Source organism: Williamwhitmania sp. (assembly GCA_035529935.1).
GTDB lineage: Bacteria > Bacteroidota > Bacteroidia > Bacteroidales > Williamwhitmaniaceae > Williamwhitmania.
Map to the genome: position 1 here is coordinate 1 of DATKVT010000212.1, position 20,809 is coordinate 20,809.

Below are 20,809 nucleotides of genomic sequence, written 5' to 3' on the forward strand. Positions count from 1 at the left end.
TCTTGCTGAAGCTGCTCAGAATTGTCACATCCACAACCCATGGTTTACCCAAGTTAATATTCTAGAGTCATACAAAGCATGGGGAAAAGCACTTTCGCAGGAAAAAGTGGAGCGATTTATTTCAAACTATGACCAACAAAATTCCCATACACCAAAAGTGGTGGGAATTATTTCTGCTGGAAACATACCGCTTGTTGGCTTGCACGATATACTGAGTGTGTTGCTATGCGGTCATAAGCCATTAATCAAACTTTCGGGAAGAGATGGAGGCCTCACAAAGTTGGTCACCGATACTCTTATCGGGTTGGAGCCATCACTTCAGGAAAGTATTGTTTATGCCGACGATCGGCTAAAGGGGTACGATGCCATAATTGCAACCGGAAGCAACAACTCGGCCCGCTACTTCGAGTACTATTTTGCCAAATATCCGCACATCATCAGGAAGAACAGAAATGGCGTAGCACTCCTGTCGGGAAACGAAACATCAGAGCAACTTGCATTGCTCGGAAACGACATCTTTACCTACTTTGGTCTTGGTTGTAGAAGTGTTTCCAAACTTTACGTTCCAAAGGGCTACAACTTCAACGCCTTCTTTAAAGCCATAGAGCCTTGGAGCCACGTAGCCATGCACCACAAGTACGCCAATAATCATGCCTATAACCGAGCCATTTGGCTTATCGATCAGGTGCCCCATCTCGATAATGATTTTTTGCTTGTCAAGCAAAGCAGTGCAATCGCCTCGCCCATTGCAACGCTTTTTTTTGAGGAATATGAGGACCAATCGGCAATAATTGAACACCTTAACCAAAACCTCAACCAGCTGCAATGCGTAGTAAGTAAGGTTGCTGAAGCACCGTTTAGGGTCGATTTTGGCCAAACGCAACAACCAGAACTATGGGATTTTGCTGACGGCGTTGATACAATGAAATTTTTAAAAACCTTAAGATAGCAAACCATGGTATACCGTTTCCGTATGATATCAGGCGAAGTGGAAGGTTTTGCCAGAGAATTTGATATTCTTGGAACCCAAACTTTTTACGACCTTCACCTTACAATCCAAAAGAACCTGGTTTATGATTCTTCACAGATCGCCAGCTTCTTCCTCACCGATGCCACTTGGAATAAGGTAAAAGAGTTTACCCTCTTCGACCTCGACAACGATGACACCTTTGTTGCACCAATGGATGTGGCTACCATTGAGGAGTTTGTAAAGGATCCTAAGCAACGGCTTCTCTACACCTTCGACATGTTCAACGACCGCAGCTTCTTTATCGAGCTGGTAGCTAAAGTAAAGGAGAGCGAAAGCAAAAAGTTGCCCGCATGTATCTTTGAGAAGGGTGAAGCTCCCGTTCAAATAAAGCTCGATGCCGATACCTCCTCCGATCTGTTTCGGGAAGCCATGTCCGACTTTGAAGAGTTCAACAACCTCGCTGAGGGCGAAGTAGAAGAATAGCTCAAGAACTAAAGGGTGACGCAAATCGGAACATTAGTCGTTTTGATCGGGCCAACGGCCGTAGGTAAAACTGACCTCAGTATTGAAATCGCAAAAAAAATTGGGTGTCCAATAATCTCTGCCGATTCTCGGCAGGTATACCGTGAATTGCGCATTGGAACGGCTGTCCCGAGCAGTGAGCAACTGGCCGCAGTTCCTCACCACTTTATTCAAAATAAATCCGTTCTCGATCGATTCACCGCCGGCATGTTCGAATTGGAGGTGCTGGAACTGCTGCAGGAGCTGTTTATACACCATCCGGTGGTGCTTATGGTTGGCGGTTCAGGCCTGTATATTGATGCTGTTTGCAAAGGAATTGATCAAATCCCGGCTACCAACGAAAAGGTTAGGGAACAACTCCTGCTAAAATTGCAAAATGAAGGACTCCAAAGCCTAACCGAACAGCTTAAAGCACTCGACCCCGATTTTCACGATCAGGTAGACCTGAAAAATCCAAACCGGGTGATGCGCGCGCTGGAGGTATGCCTTGTGGCTGGAAAACCCTACAGCCAGCTGCGCAACAATTTCAACAATCAGCGTTTTTTTAAAACCATAATGGTTGGCATAGCTCGCGACAGGGACGATCTTTACACTCGTATAAACAGCCGTGTAGATGCCATGATGGTTGAAGGTTTACTGGAAGAGGCCAAAGCCCTCTACCCGCACCGAAGTAACAACGCCTTAAACACCGTAGGTTACAGAGAACTCTTTCAATATTTGGATGGGCAGTGCAGCCTCGAAGAGGCCGTGGAACTTATTAAGCGCAATACCCGGCGCTATGCCAAACGCCAGCTGACATGGTTTTCAAAATATCCAATTCGTTGGTTTAGCCCTTCAGATTCAAAGGAAATTATTACCTTTCTTGAGGAAGAAATTGAGGAAAAGGAGTAACATGCAGCAGCTTATTTTGAGAGTGTACGGGTTGATTCTTAACGATAATGGAGAGCTCCTTATAACCGATGGGTACCAGCAAAGTATGCGAATGACCAAGTTCCCTGGTGGCGGATTGGAATTCGGCGAAGGAACCATCGACTGCCTAATTCGCGAAATCAAGGAAGAGATGGGTATGGAGCTGACCAATGTAGAACACTTTTATACCACCGATTTTTTTCAGAAGGCGCTATTCTACGAAGATGCGCAGCTGATTTCTGTTTACTATACTGCCAAGTTGAAAAACGAGAAGGAGTTTATCTATTCCAGCAAATCATTTGATTTTCAAGAAGAAATAAATGGAGCACAATCGTTCCGTTGGGTAAATCCATTCAATTTCAGTGCAGATAATCTTACCTTTCCCATAGACAGAGTGGCCTTCAATAAGCTGCAAAACCAATTACTGAACAATACCTCAAAAGCCCAACAATGAACCCAACGCTGGTAATACTCGGCCCTGCTCACCCGTTTAGGGGCGGACTTGCAAACTACGATGAGCGCATGGCAACGGAATTTCAACACAAAGGCTACACCGTTACAATGCACACCTTTACAACTCAATACCCTGAGTTGCTTTTTCCCGGAAAATCGCAGTTCTCCGACCGTCCAGCACCAATGGACCTTGACATTTATCGCACCTTTAGCTCCATCAACCCATTTACTTGGCTTAAGCTAGGTTTTAGATTAAAGAGAGAAAAGCCGGACATACTTATTCTACGCTTTTGGCTACCGTTTATGGCTCCCTCCATGGGAAGCATTGCACGGTTGGTTCGTCGCAACAAGCACACCAAGGTAATTGCCCTCATCGACAACATTATTCCGCACGAAAAGAGGCTTGGCGATAAGTTGCTGGCTAGCTACTTTGTTGGCAGCGTCGATGGCTTTGTGGTGATGTCGCGGTCAGTTGAAGAGGAATTGCACCAGTTCGATAGCCACAAGCCGGTGGCATTCTGCCCGCACCCGCTGTTCGACAGCTACGGATGCAGCGTGCCCCGCTACAAGGCAATTAGCCAGCTGAAGCTCGACCCCGAATCGAAATACATGCTCTTCTTTGGATTCATTCGCGACTACAAAGGATTGGATTTACTGCTAAAGGCCATGGCACTGCCGCTACTTCAAAATCCAAAGATAAAGCTCATCGTGGCCGGTGAGTTTTATACCGATGCCGATAGCTACCTTAACCTAATTAAAGAGAAGAAGCTGGAGGAGCGGGTTGTGCTTCACACCGAGTTTATCCCCGATGCCAGCATCCCCAACTACTTCTGTGCCGCCGATCTTGTAGTTCAGCCATATAAGAGCGCTACGCAAAGTGGGGTAACACAGGTTGGCTACTACTTTAACCGCCCCATGCTGGTTACCAATGTTGGTGGTTTGGGCGAAATTGTTCCCCACAACAAGGCCGGCTATGTGGTTGAGCCCACACCTGAGGCCATTGCAGAAGCAGTCAACAACTTCTTTGAGAACGACCGTTTTGAGGAGATGTCGGCTTTTGTGGAAAAGGAGAAGGCACGCTTTTCGTGGGCCAGCTTGGTGGAAAAGTTTGAGGAGGTGAAGAGCGCGCTTTAGGGAATAGGTTAAGTGTACCCGCCTTACTTAATTCTGAACTAATTGCTAATAATATACAATACCACAAAGGAAAAGATAAAGTTCTCCCTTACGAAACTCCTTTCCTCCTTTTAGATTCCTATGAAACAATAAATTACTCAGCATCCCAATTCTCTGGCAATGGGTTGCTGCCATTGGTAAAACTATTTACCAGCTCCTTTGCCACATCATAGTCGGAGGCAAATATCTTGACTTGGGCCGAACCTGCACCACCAGGAGTTACCTGCCAGGGAGCAATGGATCCCATTAATCCATTCTCAATGAAGGCATTTATTCCATTGTCTTCTAACAAATCTTTTACCACTGCGGCCTGCCAGGGCTCGCCAGCAAAAATCTCAACAAACTCATTGCTGCTTTCCATCATTAGTAAGTTTTAGTTCTCAATTTCTACCAACTCAATTTTTGAATCACCATTGTATTCAAATCCAAATTTTTCATAAAACGTTAGTATTACGAAAGTATTAAATTGTTACTTCGGTCCAACATATTCAAGAAGGGAAATAGCAAGTTTATCAACTATGGAAAAGGAGGAGGTTTGGCCTTCTTGGGCCTGTCTGATTGAAAAGTATGAGGAGGATAAAGATTCGTTGTGGGAATAAAAAAACTCGCTATTTGCGAGTTTTTTTATTCTATATTCTCTTGTCCACCAAATAGTTGTTTCGTTCGGTGCTGTTTCGGGAGACCAGCTCCCCAATGAAGCCAGCCACAAAAAGTTGAACACCAATTATGGTCATAACCAGCGCTAGGTAAAACAGCGGCTGAGCCGTAACCTCCCTCACCTTTAGATGGTGTGCAATGCCGTATATTTTCTGGCTAAGCAACCAAACAGTGATTCCACCCCCAATGAGGAACACCAGAGAACCTAGCGTTCCAAACAGGTGCATTGGTCGCTTGCCAAACTTGCTAATAAAGGTAATGGTTAGCAGGTCGAGAAATCCGTTGATGAAGCGCTCCAAGCCAAACTTTGTTTTCCCATACTTGCGCTCCTGGTGCTGAACCGCCTTCTCCCCTATCTTGGAAAAACCGGCCTGCTTAGCAATAATGGGAATGTAGCGATGCATCTCGCCATACACCTCAATGGCCTTAACCACCTCCTGCTTATAAGCCTTCAAACCACAGTTGAAATCGTGGAGCTTAATTTTGGAAACCCTCCGGGCGGTAGCATTGAACAACTTGCTGGGCAAATTTTTTGAGAGCACGGGGTCGTGCCGCTTCTTTTTCCAGCCCGATACCAAATCGTAACCGCCTTCTACAACCATTTTGTAGAGTTCTGGTATTTCGTCGGGACTATCCTGCAGGTCGGCATCCATGGTAATGACCACCTCGCCGCGGGCAGCCTCAAAGCCAACGTGCAGCGCAGGGCTCTTGCCATAATTTCGGCGAAACTTAATGCCCTTAACATTCTCGTCGGCATGGGCCAGCTGCTCAATCACCTTCCATGAAGCGTCCTTGCTACCATCGTCGATAAAGATTACCTCATACGAAAAGCCATGCTCGCGCATAACGCGCTGTATCCAAGCATGGAGCTCCGGTAACGACTCCTCCTCGTTGAGCAGGGGAATTACAATTGAAATATCCATCACTCAGAATTATCCATTCATTTCATCTGAAGAAAAAGGGCTCTCCACCTTCTTAGCAAAAATAGATGTTATTAGGGATACTACGAAACTTATTAGCGTCATCATAAAAACCGATGCTAAAACCATTGTACCAACAGTCATTTTCTGTTTATACATGTTCATAACGGTCTGAATTTGCTCATCACTTATTTTATTAGCCTCGTACATCTTTTGCTCCATTGCTTGTAAAAGTTTTTCAATGTAGCCAGGGTCAATCATCTTAACCAGTACAACAAAGTATAAGGCGTAAATCAATGAGGCAAACAATCCAATTAATACGCCAAATCCAAGAGATTGACTATAGCTTAGAACCCCATTCTTATAATCATCGCGGTATTTTATTTGGCCGTAGTAAATCAATCCAAATATTATAACCCATTGTATTGCTTGGATTCCCATACCTGGAGTATAGATGTTTAGCACATATATTACAATGCTGTAAAGTATTATGCCTAGGGCAAGAATAAGACCGTAGGTCATTGCCGGCTGGAAGATCGAAGTTGGTTTTGTAGTGTTATCCATTTTAATATGTTTTACGTTTGCTGAACAAAGATACAGTTTTAGATTTTCATAGTAAATGTTTGGAAAAACTTTAATTGTTGCTACTTTTGTGCCGGGTAAGTCTTATACGACCAGCTCCTGCTGAACTCCCCCAGGACCGGAAGGTAGCAAGGGTAAGTGGTTGTAGCGGTGCGATATAAGTAGCTTACCCACTTTTTTTTGCTATTAAGGAAGTTATAGCAAACCACCCAAGTAGGTTGAAATCAACAGCCTTCCCCCACTCCACCTCGGGTATCCTCCCAATCATCAGAAATTATCCCAAAAGCGCGCTGCTTATGTTTGCATCTTTTGTGCTACATTTGCGGTTTAGTTCTAGACCATAAATTTTAACGGCTATGAAGTTTTTTATTGACACAGCAAACCTTGACCAAATTAGGGAAGCCCACGATTTCGGCGTTTTGGATGGCGTAACCACCAACCCATCGCTCATGGCTAAGGAAGGCATCAAGGGAGAAGAGAAGATTAAGCAGCACTATGTAGATATTTGCAACATAGTTAAGGGAGGCGATGTTAGCGCCGAAGTTATTTCCACCGACTACGAGGGAATGATTCGCGAAGGTAAAGTGCTCGCAGCACTCCATCCCCAAATTGTGGTTAAGGTTCCCTGCATTAAAGACGGTATTAAGGCAATCAAATATTTTTCCGATAACGGCATTAGAACCAACTGCACATTGGTATTTTCCGTTGGACAAGCATTGCTGGCTGCTAAGGCTGGGGCTACCTACGTTTCCCCATTTGTTGGCCGTCTCGACGACATCTCCACTGATGGGGTGATGCTCATCAAGCAAATTGCAGAGATCTTCAACTACTATGGATTTGCTACTCAGGTTTTGGCTGCATCTATCCGCCACACCATGCACATTATTCAGTGTATGGAAGCAGGTGCCGACGTTGCCACCTGTCCGCTCAGCGCAATTCTTGGTCTACTCAACCATCCGCTAACCGATAGCGGGTTGCAAAAATTTCTTGAAGATTACAAAAAAGTAAACGGATAAAACCTCAAGGCAGAGCTGTGGCTCTGCCTTGTTTATTTTTGAGCAATGCTCATCAAACTCTACCCTGAAAATCCAAACCCGCGCGATATAGCCACCATTGTTTGCCTGTTGGAAAACGATGGCGTAATTATTTATCCAACCGACTCTGTGTACGGGCTTGGGTGTAGCATTCGCAGCAAGAAAGCGCTCGAAAAAATATTGCGCATTAAGGGATCAAAAATTAAGGATGTAAGGTTTTCAATGATTTGCTCCGACTTTAGCCATCTCTCGGACTACGCCAGAGTGGACAATTCCACCTTCAAACTGCTTAAAAAAAATCTTCCGGGACCATTTACCTTTATCCTTCCAGCATCTGGCAAAGTACCCGATCACTATTCTGGAAAAAGAAAAACCATCGGGCTCAGGATTCCCGACAACTCCATTCCCATCGAAATTGTAAAAATGCTAGGAGTTCCATTGGTAAACACCTCCATAAAGGATATCGATGAAGTGCTTGAATACACCACCGATCCTGAGCTCATACACGAGCGCTACGAAAATCTGGTTGATTGCGTGATTGACGGAGGATATGGCGGTAACGAGCCCTCCACCATTGTTGATTGCACTGGTGAAGAGCCCGAAATTGTTCGTGAAGGATTGGGAGAGCTAACTATTTAATTGGCACACACCTGGATAGTTGAATATCGGTAAGCATTCCATCGCAGCGTCCCCGAAATACTGCTGAATCACCTACAACAATTTTATCAAGTAATGGCTTGTTGGGACTCACGTCCGCGCTATCTACCGTGCAACTTACGCCAGACATGGGGTCGTTAAGAGAAAAAGTAATGCTGCCACCAACATCTGCCGTTTTATCCACCACTAAACCGGAAACCTCCACAATACGGCCGATATATTTTGAAGAGGCATTTGCTTCATTTTGGGCAAATTCGGAAATAAAATCCTTGGCATTAACCACATACTCGGGGGTCATGTTGGCAATATTTTTATGCGGTTTGTTGTACATAAATACACCCACCGCAATTCCACCAATAATTACCAAAACAACAACTATAAGAACTATTTTCCATCGGCCCATAATCGCTCATTTTTAAGTTTATACTTTGAGATAGGACATTACTTTCCCATCGGTAAATAGTTGAACTTAACCGTTATGAGAATATCGTTGTTGATATTATCCTTCACTAGCGAAGGTATTTTTACGTTATACTCGTCCAGCTTAATGTAGAATTGTGAATCCGCAGTATACCCATCTTTCGTTTTGGTAACAGTACCCTCTGCAGAAATGGGTTTAGTAATCCCATGTATTGTAAGTTGTCCCGTAACGGTAACTTTGACGGCCTGACCGTTCACAAAACTCAGGTTTTTAAAATCCTTAATTTCGCCAGAAAATGATGCCTTTGGATACAGATCACTTTCAACATAGTTCTCGTTGAAGTGCTCCTCCATCAGGGCCTTTTCAAACCGGAAGGATTTCATCAGAACGGCAATGACCATTTTACCCGTTTCTGCATCAAAAATGCTGGTTGCCTGCTCATTCTTAGCAGAAATATCCTCCATGGGCGATTTTGAGTAAAAACCGATATAGCCCGTTTTGGTAAAAAACTTCGATTGACCAACAGCAATAAGGCTGCTAAACATCAAAAAAGCGAATATTACGTTTTTCATAAAACTGGGTTTAAGTTATGCTTGAGTCTAAAGATACCGCTGATTGCTGTGGGAAAAATCAATAATAATTTCTGAATGCGTCAATACTATTTACCACTATAAACAGAAAAGACCCGTGAAATGTTGAACCCAAAGTGAATATCTCCTTTTGACCACTTCCCGGTGGTTTCACCTATGATATGATTTTCGGAGTTACCCACGGAGTTAGTAACAAACAGCTGAAAAACGTGCCCGCCAGTATCAATATCCACGCCAAACGATAATGGGTTGGTGTACTTAATATCGGTAAGCTGGTTAATTGGTCGGGCAATATAGTAGTACTCAAAATTCAAGGAGAAACGCGTTGTCAACTTTATTCGCCCACCAAACCCCATTGCCCACAGGTCGTTTTGATCGAGCGTAGTTGCTACTAAATTGCGATGTACTAAGGTTGGTGAGAGCTGTAAACTTAACCGCTCACTAAATTTTCTGCCCACTAAAATCTGGTGCGTATATGCCAACCGTGAGGAAAAATAGTTTGTTTGATTAGGGTTATCCCACTTAAGCGTATTTATGTGGATGCTCGAAAAGTAGCTAATAGTAACAGGAAAGTTTTTAGCTCCGGAGCATTGTCGAAACAGCTTTACTTTATAGGAACCATCGTAAGTTTTTTCGTATGAACTTCTTCCAATTCCAACCATAAGCCAATCGGTTAAACCAAGCTCCAATGAGAGCTTGATGGTGCTTTGGTCGAGCCCCCAGAATTCATATGGTCCCGTGTTGAGCATTCCAAAACGGTGATTTATACGAAAGTCAAGTTGCCCTGTCTTCATCTGCTCCACCGAATGAAAATCTATGATCCGACTTGATTTAAATGTCGCAGTAGCATAGTTGATTTGGGGCCCCATCTGCTGATCCAGCAATGAATCCAAATCTTGGCACCATCCGCTATAAGCAGAGAACAAGGCCATTATAAAAATTGGTAAAAACTTCCTCATCCTATTACGTATTGGTATTACTATGGTAAAAACGGTAGATGGCGTACTGCTGTAACTTTTAGTTGTTTGCTGCACCACCATTCACCCAAATATCGAGCTGAGATATCTTACAATCAGATAGTTTACCTGCATTCTTTGGCATTGGGGAATACCCGGAAAGTTGCTTGATGGCTCCCACCAGCTTTCCGTTATCGACAACGGTCTTTACGTCGGCATAGTTTTCCAGCTTAATGCCACCACCGAAGCTATTTGCAGAAGCGTTGCTGTGGCAGCCAAGACAATAGGAGCTGAGCATTGGCGCAATGGTGGTTGAATATGTCACAGCAGTAGTGTCGCAACCACTTTGAAGTTCGGGGTAAAGTTCTTCACTGTTGTCGTAGTAGCAAGATGAAACCCCAACAATAATGAGTAATGCAAGTATCAAATTAGCCTTCATTGGGTTCTATTTTTGAGTAGTTCCGGTTTGTGACCATAATTCAAATTGCCGTATTTCACAAGTAGAAAGAGGGCTAGATGGTGGCATTGGGAAAGTTCCAGTTCGATTTACCGATTGAATGAGATGGTTGTTGTTCACCGCATACACCACTTCGGCATAAGTTGACAACGATACACCACCCGATGGACCTCCTCCAGAGTGACAACCCAAGCAATTGCTTTGAACTATAGGTGCTATATGCAGTGTGTATGTAATTGTACTCAACGTATCGCAAGCGGTAACGCAGGTCTCGTTCTTCGCACCAAGCAGTATCCATCTGTAAATGCTGTCAATAGCGGCTTGAGGCAACCGTTGATAAGGTGATGGTGGCATGATATCTTCACTACCTGCAGCTTTTGATAGCGCATTGTATACCCTGCTACTTGAAGGTTGGTAAGCTGTAATACCACTTTGCATTACGGTAGTATAACTGTACAGCCTAATACCTTCAGCGGCCGTTGTAGCGTCGTGGCAACCACTGATGGCACAGCTGGAAAGCATTACCGGCAGAACATCTCTGGAAAAACAGGCCTCCACCACTGGGGGAATATTTTGCCCCGTAGTATCACACTTAGTTTCCATTGCTCCCTGGTCAATCCAGATACGGATGGTAGTTCTCTGCTCTTTTGTCAACGGACGATTTGGTGGCATAGGACTCCAAACACTCGTTATCGCTTTATAAGCAGGACTATTTCTAGAGTCGTATGCTTTAACATGCTGAATTATATTACTATAACTGTCCAGAACAATTCCAGACTCAGCAGTTGAGGCACTGTGACAGCCGGAATAGGCACATGATGTTTGAAATATTGGGAGAACCTCCGTGTCGAAACATACGGGAGGGAATTCATCAATCATGTTAGAGTCGTGGCGACAGCCCAGCTGGGAAATACCAACCAGAATACTCGCTAGGAGTGCAACCGGAATTAGGTGAGAAGTTCTGGAGCCCATATTTAACTTTTTTTAACAAAAGCAATATACGATGGTTTCTTCAATTAAATCAATAGACAATTGGCCATTTTTTCTAAATTTGAAAAAACTGATTTATGATTGACAGCTACCTGCTGATAATAGTAATTGCCGTTTTGGTGATTCTCTCCTACTTTTTTGACCTATTGGCGGAAAAAACCCATGTCCCAGCAGTGCTGATGCTAATGGTAATTGGTGCAGTAATCAAAGTTGGAGCACACTCGCTTGGCTATGAAATTAGTGGAGTAAACCAATTTCTTCAGCTATCGGGAATTGTTGGGCTGATTTTTATAGTACTCGATGGAGCTATCGATTTGGAGCTAAAGAGGGAAAAGCTGCCACTAATACTTAGGTCGTTTACCGCCGCGCTCGTTCAGCAAGTAGCAGTAATTTTTTTGCTTGCCATTGCGTTCTTCTTGGTATTTCAGGTCGATTTCCACAGCGCACTAGCCAATGCAGTGCCTTTTGCTGTAATTAGCAGCGCCATTGCAATTTCAAGTGTCAAGCGTATGAACTACAAGAAAAGGGAGTTCATAACCTACGAATCGACTTTCTCGGATATCTTGGGCATCATGTTCTTCAACTACACCATACAGCTTCAGGCCTTTACGCCAGCTTCGGCAGCAGTTTTTATTTCCAACTTGCTGATACTTGCACTAATTTCGGTTGCTGGTGTACTTTTCTTGGCATACATCATCACGAGAATAAAATCGCACAACAAAGTATTTCTCATTTTGGCCCTGCTCATTCTAATGTATGCGCTAGGAGAAAAAGCACACCTCTCAACACTTCTGCTGATTCTTGCCTTTGGTCTGTTTGCAAACAATCTCCAGCTATTTTCAATTGGGAAGATCACCAAATACATCCATTTTGAGAAATTGGCCGAAGAGTTTAAGATTTTCCGTCTTATTGTTCGTGAATCAACCTTTCTCATCCGAACCGTTTTCTTCATTCTTTTTGGCTATAGCATTAATCTGCAAAGCCTAATGTCGATGGATGTGTTTCTGGAGGGAATGGTAATTGCCCTAGCGGGCTTGGGCATTCGCTTTCTCTACTACATTCTTTTCTCAAGAAGAGATATGATGCCACAAGTTTTTATCGCACCCAGAGGGTTGATTACCATTCTGTTATACTACTCAATTCCAGCCGTATATGTTATTCCAGAGCTCACTGAAGGTGTCTTAGCATTTGTAATTGCCTTCTCCATTGTGATAATGATTGGTGGCATAGTACGGCGTGGTACCCCCAATACGGGAATGGAGCCGGCCAAGATTATGATTGATTGAATTGGTGAATTGTGAACGGTGAAAAGTGAAAGGTTAATAGATGTTCATTAGCGTAACTACGGCCTATTCATATCCTTCAACAAATGCTTATTTTCACCGAAGTTCTAGCCCTTTAATGGCATGATTGTGTCACTAGTTGAAATACTTGCCAATCTTATTGATGGCGGAGGGAAGGGCGAAAACGACAACACGATCGTAAGCCTTTATTTCGGTAATGCCCTTGGCAATAAACGCCACATCACCTCTAACAACCCCTCCAATAATGGCATCCTTGGGGAAGTTAATATGCTTGACCGGGCCTTTGGTAACTGCGGCACCTGGTTTAACAATAAACTCTAATACTTCCGCTTCACTACCTGTAAGGCATTTTATAGCTTGCACATCGGTGCTCATGGTAAAGCGGAAAATGCGGCTGGCAGTAATGAGCTTTTTGTTAATAACGGTATCAATGCCTACGCTCTCTGCCAATTTTATGTAGTCAAGATTTTCAATCTCTGCAATGGTTTTCTTCACCCCCATGCGCTTGGCCAGCATGCAGGAGAGAATATTTGTTTCCGAATTGCCTGTTACGGCCACAAAGGCATCCATGTTGCGCAGCCCCTCCTCCAGTAGAAGATCGGTATTGCCTCCATCGCCATTTATCACCAGTGTATTTTGCAGAATCTCGGCCAGCCTAATGCTTTTGTCCTTATCGACCTCAACCAACTTAATATTGGCATGATTCTCCAGCTCCTTTGCCACACGAACACCAATGCGGCTCCCCCCCAGAATCATGAGGTTATTAACGTCAATGTTCGTTTTACCAGAATATTTCTGCATCTCCTTGATGCCGGACTGGTTGGAGATAACGTAAACCAAATCGCCCGATTGAAACTGGTCGTTGCCACGAGGTATAATTGTTTCACCTTCCCTGCTTATGGCTACAGCCCTATACTCCAACCTCTCATTATCGTGCGTAGCCTGCAGCAATGTTTTATCCACCACCGGCGCACCCTCCTCCAGCTTAAACACAATGAGCGATAACTTTCCGTTACTAAAATCGACATACTCGGTGGAGCTTGTCTGTCCTAGTAATCCAATTATCTCACGTGCAGCAATTTTTTCTGGGTAGAAGAGATAATCAATCCCCAGATTAAGGAAGATCTCTTTATTGTTGGGCTCAAGGTACTCGTAATTATCAATTCGAGCAATTACCTTCTTGGCTCCTAACCGCTTTCCAAGCACCGCTGCAATTATGTTGGTCTCCTCATAGTGGGTTACCGCAATAAATAAATCGGCCTTCTTTATTCCGGCCTCCATCAAGGTGCTTATATTTGTTGCAGAACCATTTACTGTTGTTACATCGGCATTGGAATCGAGTAAACGAAGAAGGTCGTCATTGGAATCAATTATCACTATATCATGGTATTCATTGCTTAACATCTTAGCAAGATGTACACCAACTTCGCCTGCCCCAGCAACAATAATATTCATACAGAAACTTGAAAAAATAAAACATTAGCAGGCAAAAGTAATACTTCACACCAAATCGCCCACCCTTTTCTCACAAATTTTATCCGTTGATTGACAGATAGTAAGCTCCGCGCAATGGCATAATCCAGAAATCGTTGACCAGCGAATCGTTTTGCATCCGTCGAGGAAGATAACCGCTTACAACAAAGGCCTCTGCGGAAACTAACTTTTGCAGGGCCAAGGCGTCATAAACCGTTGGAACAACCACAAGGTCGGCCTTCAACTTTTCCATCTTAAAATCTTTGTAATTATTGGATATTCTCCCTTGGAGCTGGACAATTATCCGCTTCCCTCCAAAGCTAATTGCCAGCAGATTGCTGTCGTTTAGAAAAGCGTGAGCCATTTGCAACGACTTAAGTTCCATAGAATCATGCAATGAAACTAATTTGAGCCTATCAATTCCATAAAAATGCTTAAAGCCATTCAGCTGCTGAACCATCTCTTCTCTCCCCTGCTGTATGGAATTACAAACCAGACAAGCCGAATGGCCTTCCACCATAGCTATGGCAGGGGTGGATTGAACATTTAACACTGTAACAAATGCTTGCTCCTTTTGGCCTATCTCTGCCCAACCATACTGAAAAAAGACAAAGGCAATGCTGGTAAGGCCAACAACCCATGCCAGTTTTTTCCTCATATCAATGTAAAAGGTCAGCGATACAATGGCTATCATTATTGCCACCGTTTGCCCTAGAGAAAGGCTTAACCCATGAATAAGTGATCCCGGCAGGTGCTCAACAAAATCGGTGGACCACCTCATTGCCAATAAAAAACAGGAAAGAAGTTTGCCGCAATACCACCCTGCGGTTGACCAAAGGCTTGCAATTATTGCAAAAGGGACAGATAGATAAAGGATTACGGTTGCAAGCAATATTACCGCAATATTTGAAAGCCAAAAGTAAGTTGGAAACTGCCCAAAAACAGCCAACGAAACAGGGGTTGTGGCAATTTGAGCTGCCAACGAAACGGAGGTTAGTGCCCAGGCTTGCTTCAACAGCCATCCTTTGGGCGAAAACCAAGCATAAATTTTGGGTTGGAAATACACAATTGAAATCACGGCGAGGTATGAAAGTACAAAGCCTATGTCATAAATAATTTTGGGCTGAATAAGAATCAACACGAAGGCAGAAGCAGCAATGGAGTTATAAATATTCACTTGTCTTCGAAAAACCTTGGCACCCACCACAAAGCAAAACATTACCGTTGCCCTGAATACCGAAGGGGGCAGTCCCGTAAGAAAAGCGTAAACCCAGAGAAGAAGAATAACCAGCAATGCCCGTTGCTTCACAAATCGCTTTTGCTTATCGTGCAGCCCTACCATAAAGGCAACTACTAGATATACAATTCCTACATGCAAACCTGAAACCGCCAAAACGTGCATGGCACCAGCAGCAACAAAGTCGCTTCGGGTATCAGGATCGAGCAACCCCTTGTAGCCAAGAGTAAGTGCAGAAAACACCGCTAGGTCTTTCCCCTCAACGCCCAGCCTTGGCAGCTGATGAATGATTTTTGCCCTCAACTGCCGAAAGAAAAGGATTAGTGAGAAACTTTTCGCCCTACCAAGGTAAGTGACATCATCAACATTTGGGTAAGCACAATAGTATATTCCCTTATTTGCAAGGTATTGGCGATAATCAAATTCGCCAGGATTCATTGCCAAGGGAGGAAATTGTAGCCTCAACTTTGCCAGCATTTGGTCGCCTGGCATTAAAACCAAGGTGGAGTCTTTCTGCTTTAGATAGAGTAGAAGTTTGACTTTTCGCGGATAAACGCTATCATTTTTAACCTCTCCTATCAACATTGCTTCAACTCTCATGCTCTTTACTCTAGCTTCTGGAGTGTCGAGCAGCTGTAGCTGGAAAAGTCCGGTATACCCTTGGGGATAGGCTGGTGCTTCAGCAGTAACCAACACCGCTGTTAATCCGACTAACAACATTACAACACTGATTAGAAACCCCCAAACCCAACGTTTGGTGTAAGCTAACCGCCCACCTAAAAAAATGGCCACCAGAAACAAAAGTAAGGCAGCTGAAAAGGGATAAAGAAAATGAAACGAGGGCAAATGAAAAGCCAAAACAACCCCCACCAGCAGCGGAAGCGTTATGCGCAACATTGGAATCAACTTGAACCGTTCAAACAGAAACGTTGCCATAAAGGTGAGACATCTATCTCACCTCAAATTACAACAAACAATAAGTGAAGTCAAGTGCTAGCCTAACTTAGTTTTGTACGAAGAGGTAAAACGGCCCTTGGAAATTGAGCTAAGTTTACCCTGAATCATTCTTTTTCGCAGTGGTGCAAGCCTGTCAACAAATAGTATTCCATCAATGTGATCGTACTCGTGCTGAATAATGCGCGCGGCAATGCTGCTAAAAACCTCATCATGTGGCTGAAAATTTTCGTCGAGGTATTGCATACGCACCGTCTCCTCCCTACGAACATCTTCCCTAAGGTTCGGAATACTTAAGCAACCTTCGTTGAAATACCAAGGTTCTCCACTACGTTCAACAATATGGGCATTGATAAAAACACGCTTAAACCCTTCCAGATCGGGATAGTCTTCCACCAAAGGATCGGCATCAATAATAAACAGCCTAATGGACTTACCAATCTGCGGTGCAGCTAACCCAACTCCATCCGAGGTGTACATCGTTTCGAACATACTGCCTATCAACTCCTTTAAACCGTGATAGGATGGGCTTATTTCCTCAGCAACCTTTCTTAATACTGATGAACCATAAACGTAAACTGGTAATATCATGCTTCTAATCGTTTTTTCTATAACTACGTGCCTCGAGATAGCTTTGCAAAATCAGCGATGCACTAACCATATCCACCAGTTCTTTGTTCATACGCTCCTTCTTTTTTGCTCCTGAATCTAAAATGGCACGGGTAGCAATCTTTGAAGTAAATCGTTCATCCACAAGAGAAACTGGCATATCCGGGAAAACTTTCTTCATCCTGTTCAAAAACTCCTGAACGAAACGGGCACCTTCACTTGGGGTATTATTCATCTGTCGAGGATATCCAACAACCACTAATTCAACGTCTTCCTTAGAAAAATAATCCTTAAGATAGTCAATAATTTCAGAAGAATGTACCGTAGTAATACCTTGAGCTACAATTTGTAAGGTATCGGTTATTGCAACGCCAACCCGCTTTCGACCATAATCAATTCCAACAATCCTCCCCACTTTTCAAATTTTAATTATGCCATAACTTTTCTATTTGCTCTAGCAACGATGCCATTCTTGCGGGAGCCACTGTAATAGTCTTCCCATCCAAAAGAGTGAGGTTTTTAATCGATTTATTTACCTTAGCAACGTGTACCAGATTTACTAGCACAGTGTGGCTAATTTTAAAAAAGCTACGCTCAACCAAAATTTCCTCAAATTCGTTTAGATCCTTTGTCGACAGCCATTGGAGGCCGTCAACCGTATACACTGTGGCTGCACTTCCCGCTTGCTCCAAGTAGAGTATTTTGTTAAGGTCAATATGTTCAAATCCAGCAGAATGCGGTATGATTAACTTATTGGGTAAAACAGTATTGAGGTTATCAAAAAGGGCAATATACTTTGACTTATTGCTTATTTTTTCTTCCCGCGTTTTTTTTACCTTCCTCACCGCATCAATCATCTCCTCAATCACAATGGGCTTAAGAAGATAATCAATAGCACTATATTTAAAAGCCTTTACTGCATAGTAGTGGTAAGCAGTAATAAAAATAATATCAAACTTTCTATCAGGAATTGCCTCAAGAAGATCAAAACCTGTTCCTCGAGGCATCTGGACATCCAAAAAAACTAAGTCAGGATTCACATTGAGAATTAATTCCAACCCAGTCTCAACCGACATTGCTGATGCAACAACCTGTATTTCAGGACAAAATCGTTGAGCGATTAACTCAATTGACTTAATCGCTGCAACCTCATCATCAACAACAACTGCGCGAAGCATTTTACCCCATTTTGGTGCGTGGCAAAGGTAACAATTTTAATCTAGTTGCATTTTATCGCTCACAATAGGGATCGTTAACTCTACTAAAGTTCCTCGAGGATTACCATCCTCATCTTCTAGGTCCTTATAAATTATTCCAAGCTGCTGGTTATGTAACGATCTGAGCAGCTGCAGGCGTTGCACTGTAATTTTTGATCCAAGAGACTTGTGTATTCTAGAGGCTGCATAGTTTTCCGCCGCTTTTCGTCCAATTCCATCATCCTCAATGGTACAAATTAAGCTATCACCTTTTTGCCAGAATTGAAGTTTAATTTTTCCTTTTGTTAATTTTGGTAAAACGCCGTGCCAAATTGCATTCTCAACAAAGGGCTGAATAATGAGGCTTGGGATGTGAGCCTCAAGAAGCCGATCTTCCGGTGGTTGAATATCAAAGGTAAACTTCCCATCTGCCCGCAATTCCTCAAGTTCTAAGTAGAGGGAGATGGTTTCTAGCTCATCGGCCAACCTCACCGTGAAATTTTGTGAGTTATCAAGGGTTAACCGCATCAACTTGGCGAACTTGGAAAGGTACCTGTGACTAGAAAGGGTATCGTTTTGAAGAATAAAAAGTTGAATGGAATTAAGCGTATTAAAGATAAAGTGTGGATTCATTTGTTGGAGCAGGGCCTGTTGCTTCCACCCATCCAACCGTTTAGAAAGGTCAGTTTGACTCCTCAATGTTCTGTACCGAATTGCAAAAATGGTCGAAACTATGACTATAAGCATCGTAGATACAAGGAACATAAACCAAGGAGTATCCCAAAAGGGTGGATTAATCACAAAGCTAACTATTGCCGGTTGATCGCTCCACTGTCCGTAGGCATTTTGTGCCCAAACCTCAAAATTATAGGAGCCTGGGGATAGTGCAGGAAGTGTAACAGAGGGAATTCGGGTATATGAAAACCCCGGATCATCTATGTGTAACTTATATCGAAATAGGGTTTTCCGCAGTGTTTTAAATGTAAGTCCAGCAAAGTTTATGGCGATGTGATTCTCTAAGTATGAAAAAGTGGCTCCTCTTTTCACCAACGTATCCTCGCCATTAACTGCAAAACCGGTGATATACACCCAAGGGCGAGCTTGCTTGATTGGGTTTTCTAATGGATAAATCATCAACCCCTCCCTGGTGCCTATTATCAGAGTTGAGTCAGTTGCGTGAAGGCCTATGATCTCGTTTGACACAATACCCACCGACTTGTCGAAGGAGCCTACAATATATTTACCGGAAATATCTGGTATAATAGAAACTTGGTTTATCCCAGAATTCGTTCCGACCCAAACTTGGCCATTCCCCATGCCAATTGAGGTTATTACATTGGAAGTCAACCCATCTGATTGATTAATAACTGTGGTTAAACCCTTATTCAATACCACAACGCCCTCACCTTCTGTTCCAATCCAAAGTGTACTATCCACCGGATTGAAAACCACCTCCGCAATTCTAGAGCGAAGAATAGGGTTGGTCAGTCCTAACCATTCATATTTACCTTGTTCATACTTCCAAAGCCCATCAGGACACCCCATCCACTTGGTCCCATTACTTTCAACAGCAATGGAGGTAACTAGTTGTCGAAAATCCCCACTTGTATTTGAATCATAAGATACTTTACGTCCATCATACTGAATTAGCCCTGACTTAGTGCCAAGCCAAAGTTTGTTGTCCTCAATCGCGGCACATCTTGCACCGATCCCTAGTGGAATATCTAGTGTATTATTTGAATATGTACATCTTACAAATTCTCTTCCCAGAGAGGAGTATATGTTAAGATTGCTTAGAAGCCATAGTTTTTGCCGATTATTATCCCAATAGATTTTATTTATTGCAAAATCGTTTTTTAGCAAAAAATTTGTGCTAACATTCTGAACAATACCGCTATTATGTATTAACACCAGATTTCTGCTATTAAAGCCAACCCAAATACCATATTTAGTAGCGCAGAAGGTTTGAATTTGCCCTTTTATGACTTGTTCTGGCCTCCAAAAGTAGGTGCGATTGTAAATATTGCTTACATAAAATAGGCCATTTGCATAGGTGGTATACCAGTAGCCACCCTCTTTGTCCTCCATTACAGAGGTAATTGAAAATCCATCGAAAAGTTTTAGGAGTGGTGGTTTAGAAATGTCCAAACTTTTATAGCAAGTTACACCTCCATTATATTTGGAAATCCAAACCAAACCACTACGATCTACACTCATCCATACAACTGGTTTTGAGGATGATTCTAGCATACTTATGCTATTTGTCTTTGAAAACAATTTGAAATCGGCTGAAAATAATACGTTGTTCTGACTATCTGAAATTGCAAAACAATGGTTGAAATAATTTATAGGAAGAATAGTATTGAAAGTGTACTGTTTTTTGGGAAATAGAAATTTTTCCCCGTGTAATTTTATGGCTGAACTTGAGGTTATTATTCCATTATGCGATCCATCACTAAAATCGAGCACTATATTATCTAGATTCTTTTTGTAGAGAATCTCAATTTTACCTGCAGCGGAAATACTAAACGCCCCCTTTCTTGTCACACTTATCGATACATCATTGTTCGTGCTAACCCGAAAAGAAAGCTTAACAGCACCCCTCCCCCCCGTAAAAATCTTTTGCATCAAATAGTTATACTTGTATTGGTAGATTTTTCCATTATAATAGTAGGAAAGTAACCCAGATAAAGAGATGAACCAAATACGTCCCTTGTAATCCTCATATAATTCGTGAATCACGTT

At 42.9% G+C, this 20,809-nt stretch carries 22 protein-coding genes and 1 other RNA gene; 9 read left to right on the plus strand and 14 right to left on the minus strand.

Annotated features, from left to right (window positions below; translation table 11 throughout):
• From VMW01_16130 to VMW01_16150, 5 genes are all read left to right on the plus strand, one after another.
• The coding region (locus tag VMW01_16130) for a hypothetical protein (protein HUW07776.1) at positions 1-949 on the plus strand (949 nt) is incomplete at its 5' end.
• 24 nt (positions 950-973) lie between these two features.
• Positions 974-1,453, plus strand: coding sequence for a hypothetical protein (locus tag VMW01_16135; protein HUW07777.1), 480 nt, complete (start codon positions 974-976; stop codon positions 1,451-1,453).
• Positions 1,454-1,468: 15 nt separating this feature from the next.
• Entirely contained in the window at positions 1,469-2,383 is a 915-nt protein-coding gene (miaA, locus tag VMW01_16140) for a tRNA (adenosine(37)-N6)-dimethylallyltransferase MiaA (protein HUW07778.1), read from the plus strand.
• Position 2,384: 1 nt separating this feature from the next.
• Positions 2,385-2,855, plus strand: a complete 471-nt coding sequence (locus tag VMW01_16145; GenBank protein HUW07779.1) for an NUDIX domain-containing protein — start codon at positions 2,385-2,387, stop codon at positions 2,853-2,855.
• A complete protein-coding gene (locus VMW01_16150; protein HUW07780.1) occupies positions 2,852-3,988 on the plus strand; it encodes a glycosyltransferase in 1,137 nt (378 codons plus the stop codon). Before VMW01_16145 ends, VMW01_16150 begins: the two co-directional genes overlap by 4 nt.
• Positions 3,989-4,121: 133 nt before the next feature.
• Here the strand turns inward: VMW01_16150 and VMW01_16155 are convergent, their stop codons facing one another.
• The 3 genes from VMW01_16155 to VMW01_16165 form a co-directional block, all read right to left on the minus strand.
• Positions 4,122-4,388, minus strand: a complete 267-nt coding sequence (locus VMW01_16155) for a DUF2007 domain-containing protein (GenBank protein HUW07781.1) — start codon at positions 4,386-4,388, stop codon at positions 4,122-4,124.
• A 268-nt stretch (positions 4,389-4,656) separates the two neighbouring features.
• The gene (locus VMW01_16160; GenBank protein ID HUW07782.1) at positions 4,657-5,607 is read right to left on the minus strand and encodes a glycosyltransferase family 2 protein; all 951 of its coding nucleotides are present in this window, start codon (positions 5,605-5,607) and stop codon (positions 4,657-4,659) included.
• Between the two features lie 9 nt (positions 5,608-5,616).
• Positions 5,617-6,168 (minus strand): DUF4199 domain-containing protein, encoded by a 552-nt coding sequence (locus tag VMW01_16165; protein ID HUW07783.1) that lies wholly within the window; start codon positions 6,166-6,168, stop codon positions 5,617-5,619.
• 93 nt (positions 6,169-6,261) lie between these two features.
• Between VMW01_16165 and ffs the strand changes: the two genes are divergently transcribed.
• The 3 genes from ffs to VMW01_16180 all read left to right on the plus strand — a co-directional run bounded on the left by ffs (position 6,262) and on the right by VMW01_16180 (position 7,859).
• Positions 6,262-6,361, plus strand: an RNA gene (ffs, locus tag VMW01_16170) — signal recognition particle sRNA small type.
• Positions 6,362-6,542: 181 nt separating this feature from the next.
• On the plus strand, positions 6,543-7,202 hold the full coding sequence (fsa, locus tag VMW01_16175; protein HUW07784.1) for a fructose-6-phosphate aldolase: 660 nt from the start codon (positions 6,543-6,545) through the stop codon (positions 7,200-7,202).
• 45 nt (positions 7,203-7,247) lie between these two features.
• Positions 7,248-7,859: an L-threonylcarbamoyladenylate synthase gene (locus tag VMW01_16180; GenBank protein HUW07785.1), complete on the plus strand. Its 612-nt coding sequence runs from the start codon at positions 7,248-7,250 to the stop codon at positions 7,857-7,859.
• Here the strand turns inward: VMW01_16180 and VMW01_16185 are convergent.
• From VMW01_16185 to VMW01_16205, 5 genes are all read right to left on the minus strand, one after another.
• Positions 7,852-8,280 carry a hypothetical protein gene (locus VMW01_16185; GenBank protein HUW07786.1) on the minus strand — a complete coding sequence of 143 codons (429 nt, stop codon included), beginning with the start codon at positions 8,278-8,280 and terminating at the stop codon, positions 7,852-7,854. The two genes, VMW01_16180 and VMW01_16185, sit on opposite strands and share 8 nt — an antisense overlap.
• 38 nt (positions 8,281-8,318) lie before the next feature.
• Positions 8,319-8,870, minus strand: a complete 552-nt coding sequence (locus tag VMW01_16190; GenBank protein ID HUW07787.1) for a YceI family protein — start codon at positions 8,868-8,870, stop codon at positions 8,319-8,321.
• Positions 8,871-8,956: 86 nt separating this feature from the next.
• Complete coding sequence (locus VMW01_16195) at positions 8,957-9,847, minus strand: DUF5777 family beta-barrel protein (protein ID HUW07788.1); 891 nt, start codon at positions 9,845-9,847, stop codon at positions 8,957-8,959.
• Between the two features lie 58 nt (positions 9,848-9,905).
• Positions 9,906-10,283 carry a hypothetical protein gene (locus VMW01_16200; protein HUW07789.1) on the minus strand — a complete coding sequence of 126 codons (378 nt, stop codon included), beginning with the start codon at positions 10,281-10,283 and terminating at the stop codon, positions 9,906-9,908.
• 6 nt (positions 10,284-10,289) lie between these two features.
• Positions 10,290-11,273 carry a hypothetical protein gene (locus tag VMW01_16205; protein HUW07790.1) on the minus strand — a complete coding sequence of 328 codons (984 nt, stop codon included), beginning with the start codon at positions 11,271-11,273 and terminating at the stop codon, positions 10,290-10,292.
• Between the two features lie 95 nt (positions 11,274-11,368).
• Between VMW01_16205 and VMW01_16210 the strand changes: the two genes are divergently transcribed.
• Entirely contained in the window at positions 11,369-12,577 is a 1,209-nt protein-coding gene (locus tag VMW01_16210) for a cation:proton antiporter (GenBank protein HUW07791.1), read from the plus strand.
• Positions 12,578-12,709: 132 nt separating this feature from the next.
• Here the strand turns inward: VMW01_16210 and trkA are convergent, their stop codons facing one another.
• The 6 genes from trkA to VMW01_16240 all read right to left on the minus strand — a co-directional run bounded on the left by trkA (position 12,710) and on the right by VMW01_16240 (position 20,314).
• The gene (trkA, locus tag VMW01_16215; GenBank protein HUW07792.1) at positions 12,710-14,050 is read right to left on the minus strand and encodes a Trk system potassium transporter TrkA; all 1,341 of its coding nucleotides are present in this window, start codon (positions 14,048-14,050) and stop codon (positions 12,710-12,712) included.
• 79 nt (positions 14,051-14,129) lie between these two features.
• Positions 14,130-16,241, minus strand: a complete 2,112-nt coding sequence (locus tag VMW01_16220; GenBank protein ID HUW07793.1) for a ComEC/Rec2 family competence protein — start codon at positions 16,239-16,241, stop codon at positions 14,130-14,132.
• Between the two features lie 57 nt (positions 16,242-16,298).
• Entirely contained in the window at positions 16,299-16,850 is a 552-nt protein-coding gene (def, locus tag VMW01_16225; protein HUW07794.1) for a peptide deformylase, read from the minus strand.
• Between the two features lie 4 nt (positions 16,851-16,854).
• Positions 16,855-17,283, minus strand: coding sequence for a Holliday junction resolvase RuvX (gene ruvX / locus VMW01_16230; protein HUW07795.1), 429 nt, complete (start codon positions 17,281-17,283; stop codon positions 16,855-16,857).
• 10 nt (positions 17,284-17,293) lie between these two features.
• Complete coding sequence (locus VMW01_16235; GenBank protein HUW07796.1) at positions 17,294-18,046, minus strand: LytTR family DNA-binding domain-containing protein; 753 nt, start codon at positions 18,044-18,046, stop codon at positions 17,294-17,296.
• Positions 18,047-18,082: 36 nt separating this feature from the next.
• Complete coding sequence (locus VMW01_16240; protein HUW07797.1) at positions 18,083-20,314, minus strand: histidine kinase; 2,232 nt, start codon at positions 20,312-20,314, stop codon at positions 18,083-18,085.
• Positions 20,315-20,809: the final 495 nt, after the last annotated feature.

Coding starts and splice junctions, on each gene's coding strand:
- VMW01_16135 (HUW07777.1), top strand. CDS start 974: ATGATATCAGGCGAAGTGGAAGGTTTTGCCAGAGAATTTGATATTCTT.
- VMW01_16145 (HUW07779.1), top strand. CDS start 2,385: ATGCAGCAGCTTATTTTGAGAGTGTACGGGTTGATTCTTAACGATAAT.
- VMW01_16150 (HUW07780.1), top strand. CDS start 2,852: ATGAACCCAACGCTGGTAATACTCGGCCCTGCTCACCCGTTTAGGGGC.
- VMW01_16155 (HUW07781.1), bottom strand. CDS start 4,388: ATGGAAAGCAGCAATGAGTTTGTTGAGATTTTTGCTGGCGAGCCCTGG.
- VMW01_16160 (HUW07782.1), bottom strand. CDS start 5,607: ATGGATATTTCAATTGTAATTCCCCTGCTCAACGAGGAGGAGTCGTTA.
- VMW01_16165 (HUW07783.1), bottom strand. CDS start 6,168: ATGGATAACACTACAAAACCAACTTCGATCTTCCAGCCGGCAATGACC.
- fsa (HUW07784.1), top strand. CDS start 6,543: ATGAAGTTTTTTATTGACACAGCAAACCTTGACCAAATTAGGGAAGCC.
- VMW01_16180 (HUW07785.1), top strand. CDS start 7,248: ATGCTCATCAAACTCTACCCTGAAAATCCAAACCCGCGCGATATAGCC.
- VMW01_16185 (HUW07786.1), bottom strand. CDS start 8,280: ATGGGCCGATGGAAAATAGTTCTTATAGTTGTTGTTTTGGTAATTATT.
- VMW01_16190 (HUW07787.1), bottom strand. CDS start 8,870: ATGAAAAACGTAATATTCGCTTTTTTGATGTTTAGCAGCCTTATTGCT.
- VMW01_16195 (HUW07788.1), bottom strand. CDS start 9,847: ATGAGGAAGTTTTTACCAATTTTTATAATGGCCTTGTTCTCTGCTTAT.
- VMW01_16200 (HUW07789.1), bottom strand. CDS start 10,283: ATGAAGGCTAATTTGATACTTGCATTACTCATTATTGTTGGGGTTTCA.
- VMW01_16205 (HUW07790.1), bottom strand. CDS start 11,273: ATGGGCTCCAGAACTTCTCACCTAATTCCGGTTGCACTCCTAGCGAGT.
- VMW01_16210 (HUW07791.1), top strand. CDS start 11,369: ATGATTGACAGCTACCTGCTGATAATAGTAATTGCCGTTTTGGTGATT.
- trkA (HUW07792.1), bottom strand. CDS start 14,050: ATGAATATTATTGTTGCTGGGGCAGGCGAAGTTGGTGTACATCTTGCT.
- VMW01_16220 (HUW07793.1), bottom strand. CDS start 16,241: ATGGCAACGTTTCTGTTTGAACGGTTCAAGTTGATTCCAATGTTGCGC.
- def (HUW07794.1), bottom strand. CDS start 16,850: ATGATATTACCAGTTTACGTTTATGGTTCATCAGTATTAAGAAAGGTT.
- VMW01_16235 (HUW07796.1), bottom strand. CDS start 18,046: ATGCTTCGCGCAGTTGTTGTTGATGATGAGGTTGCAGCGATTAAGTCA.
- VMW01_16240 (HUW07797.1), bottom strand. CDS start 20,314: ATGCTAGAATCATCCTCAAAACCAGTTGTATGGATGAGTGTAGATCGT.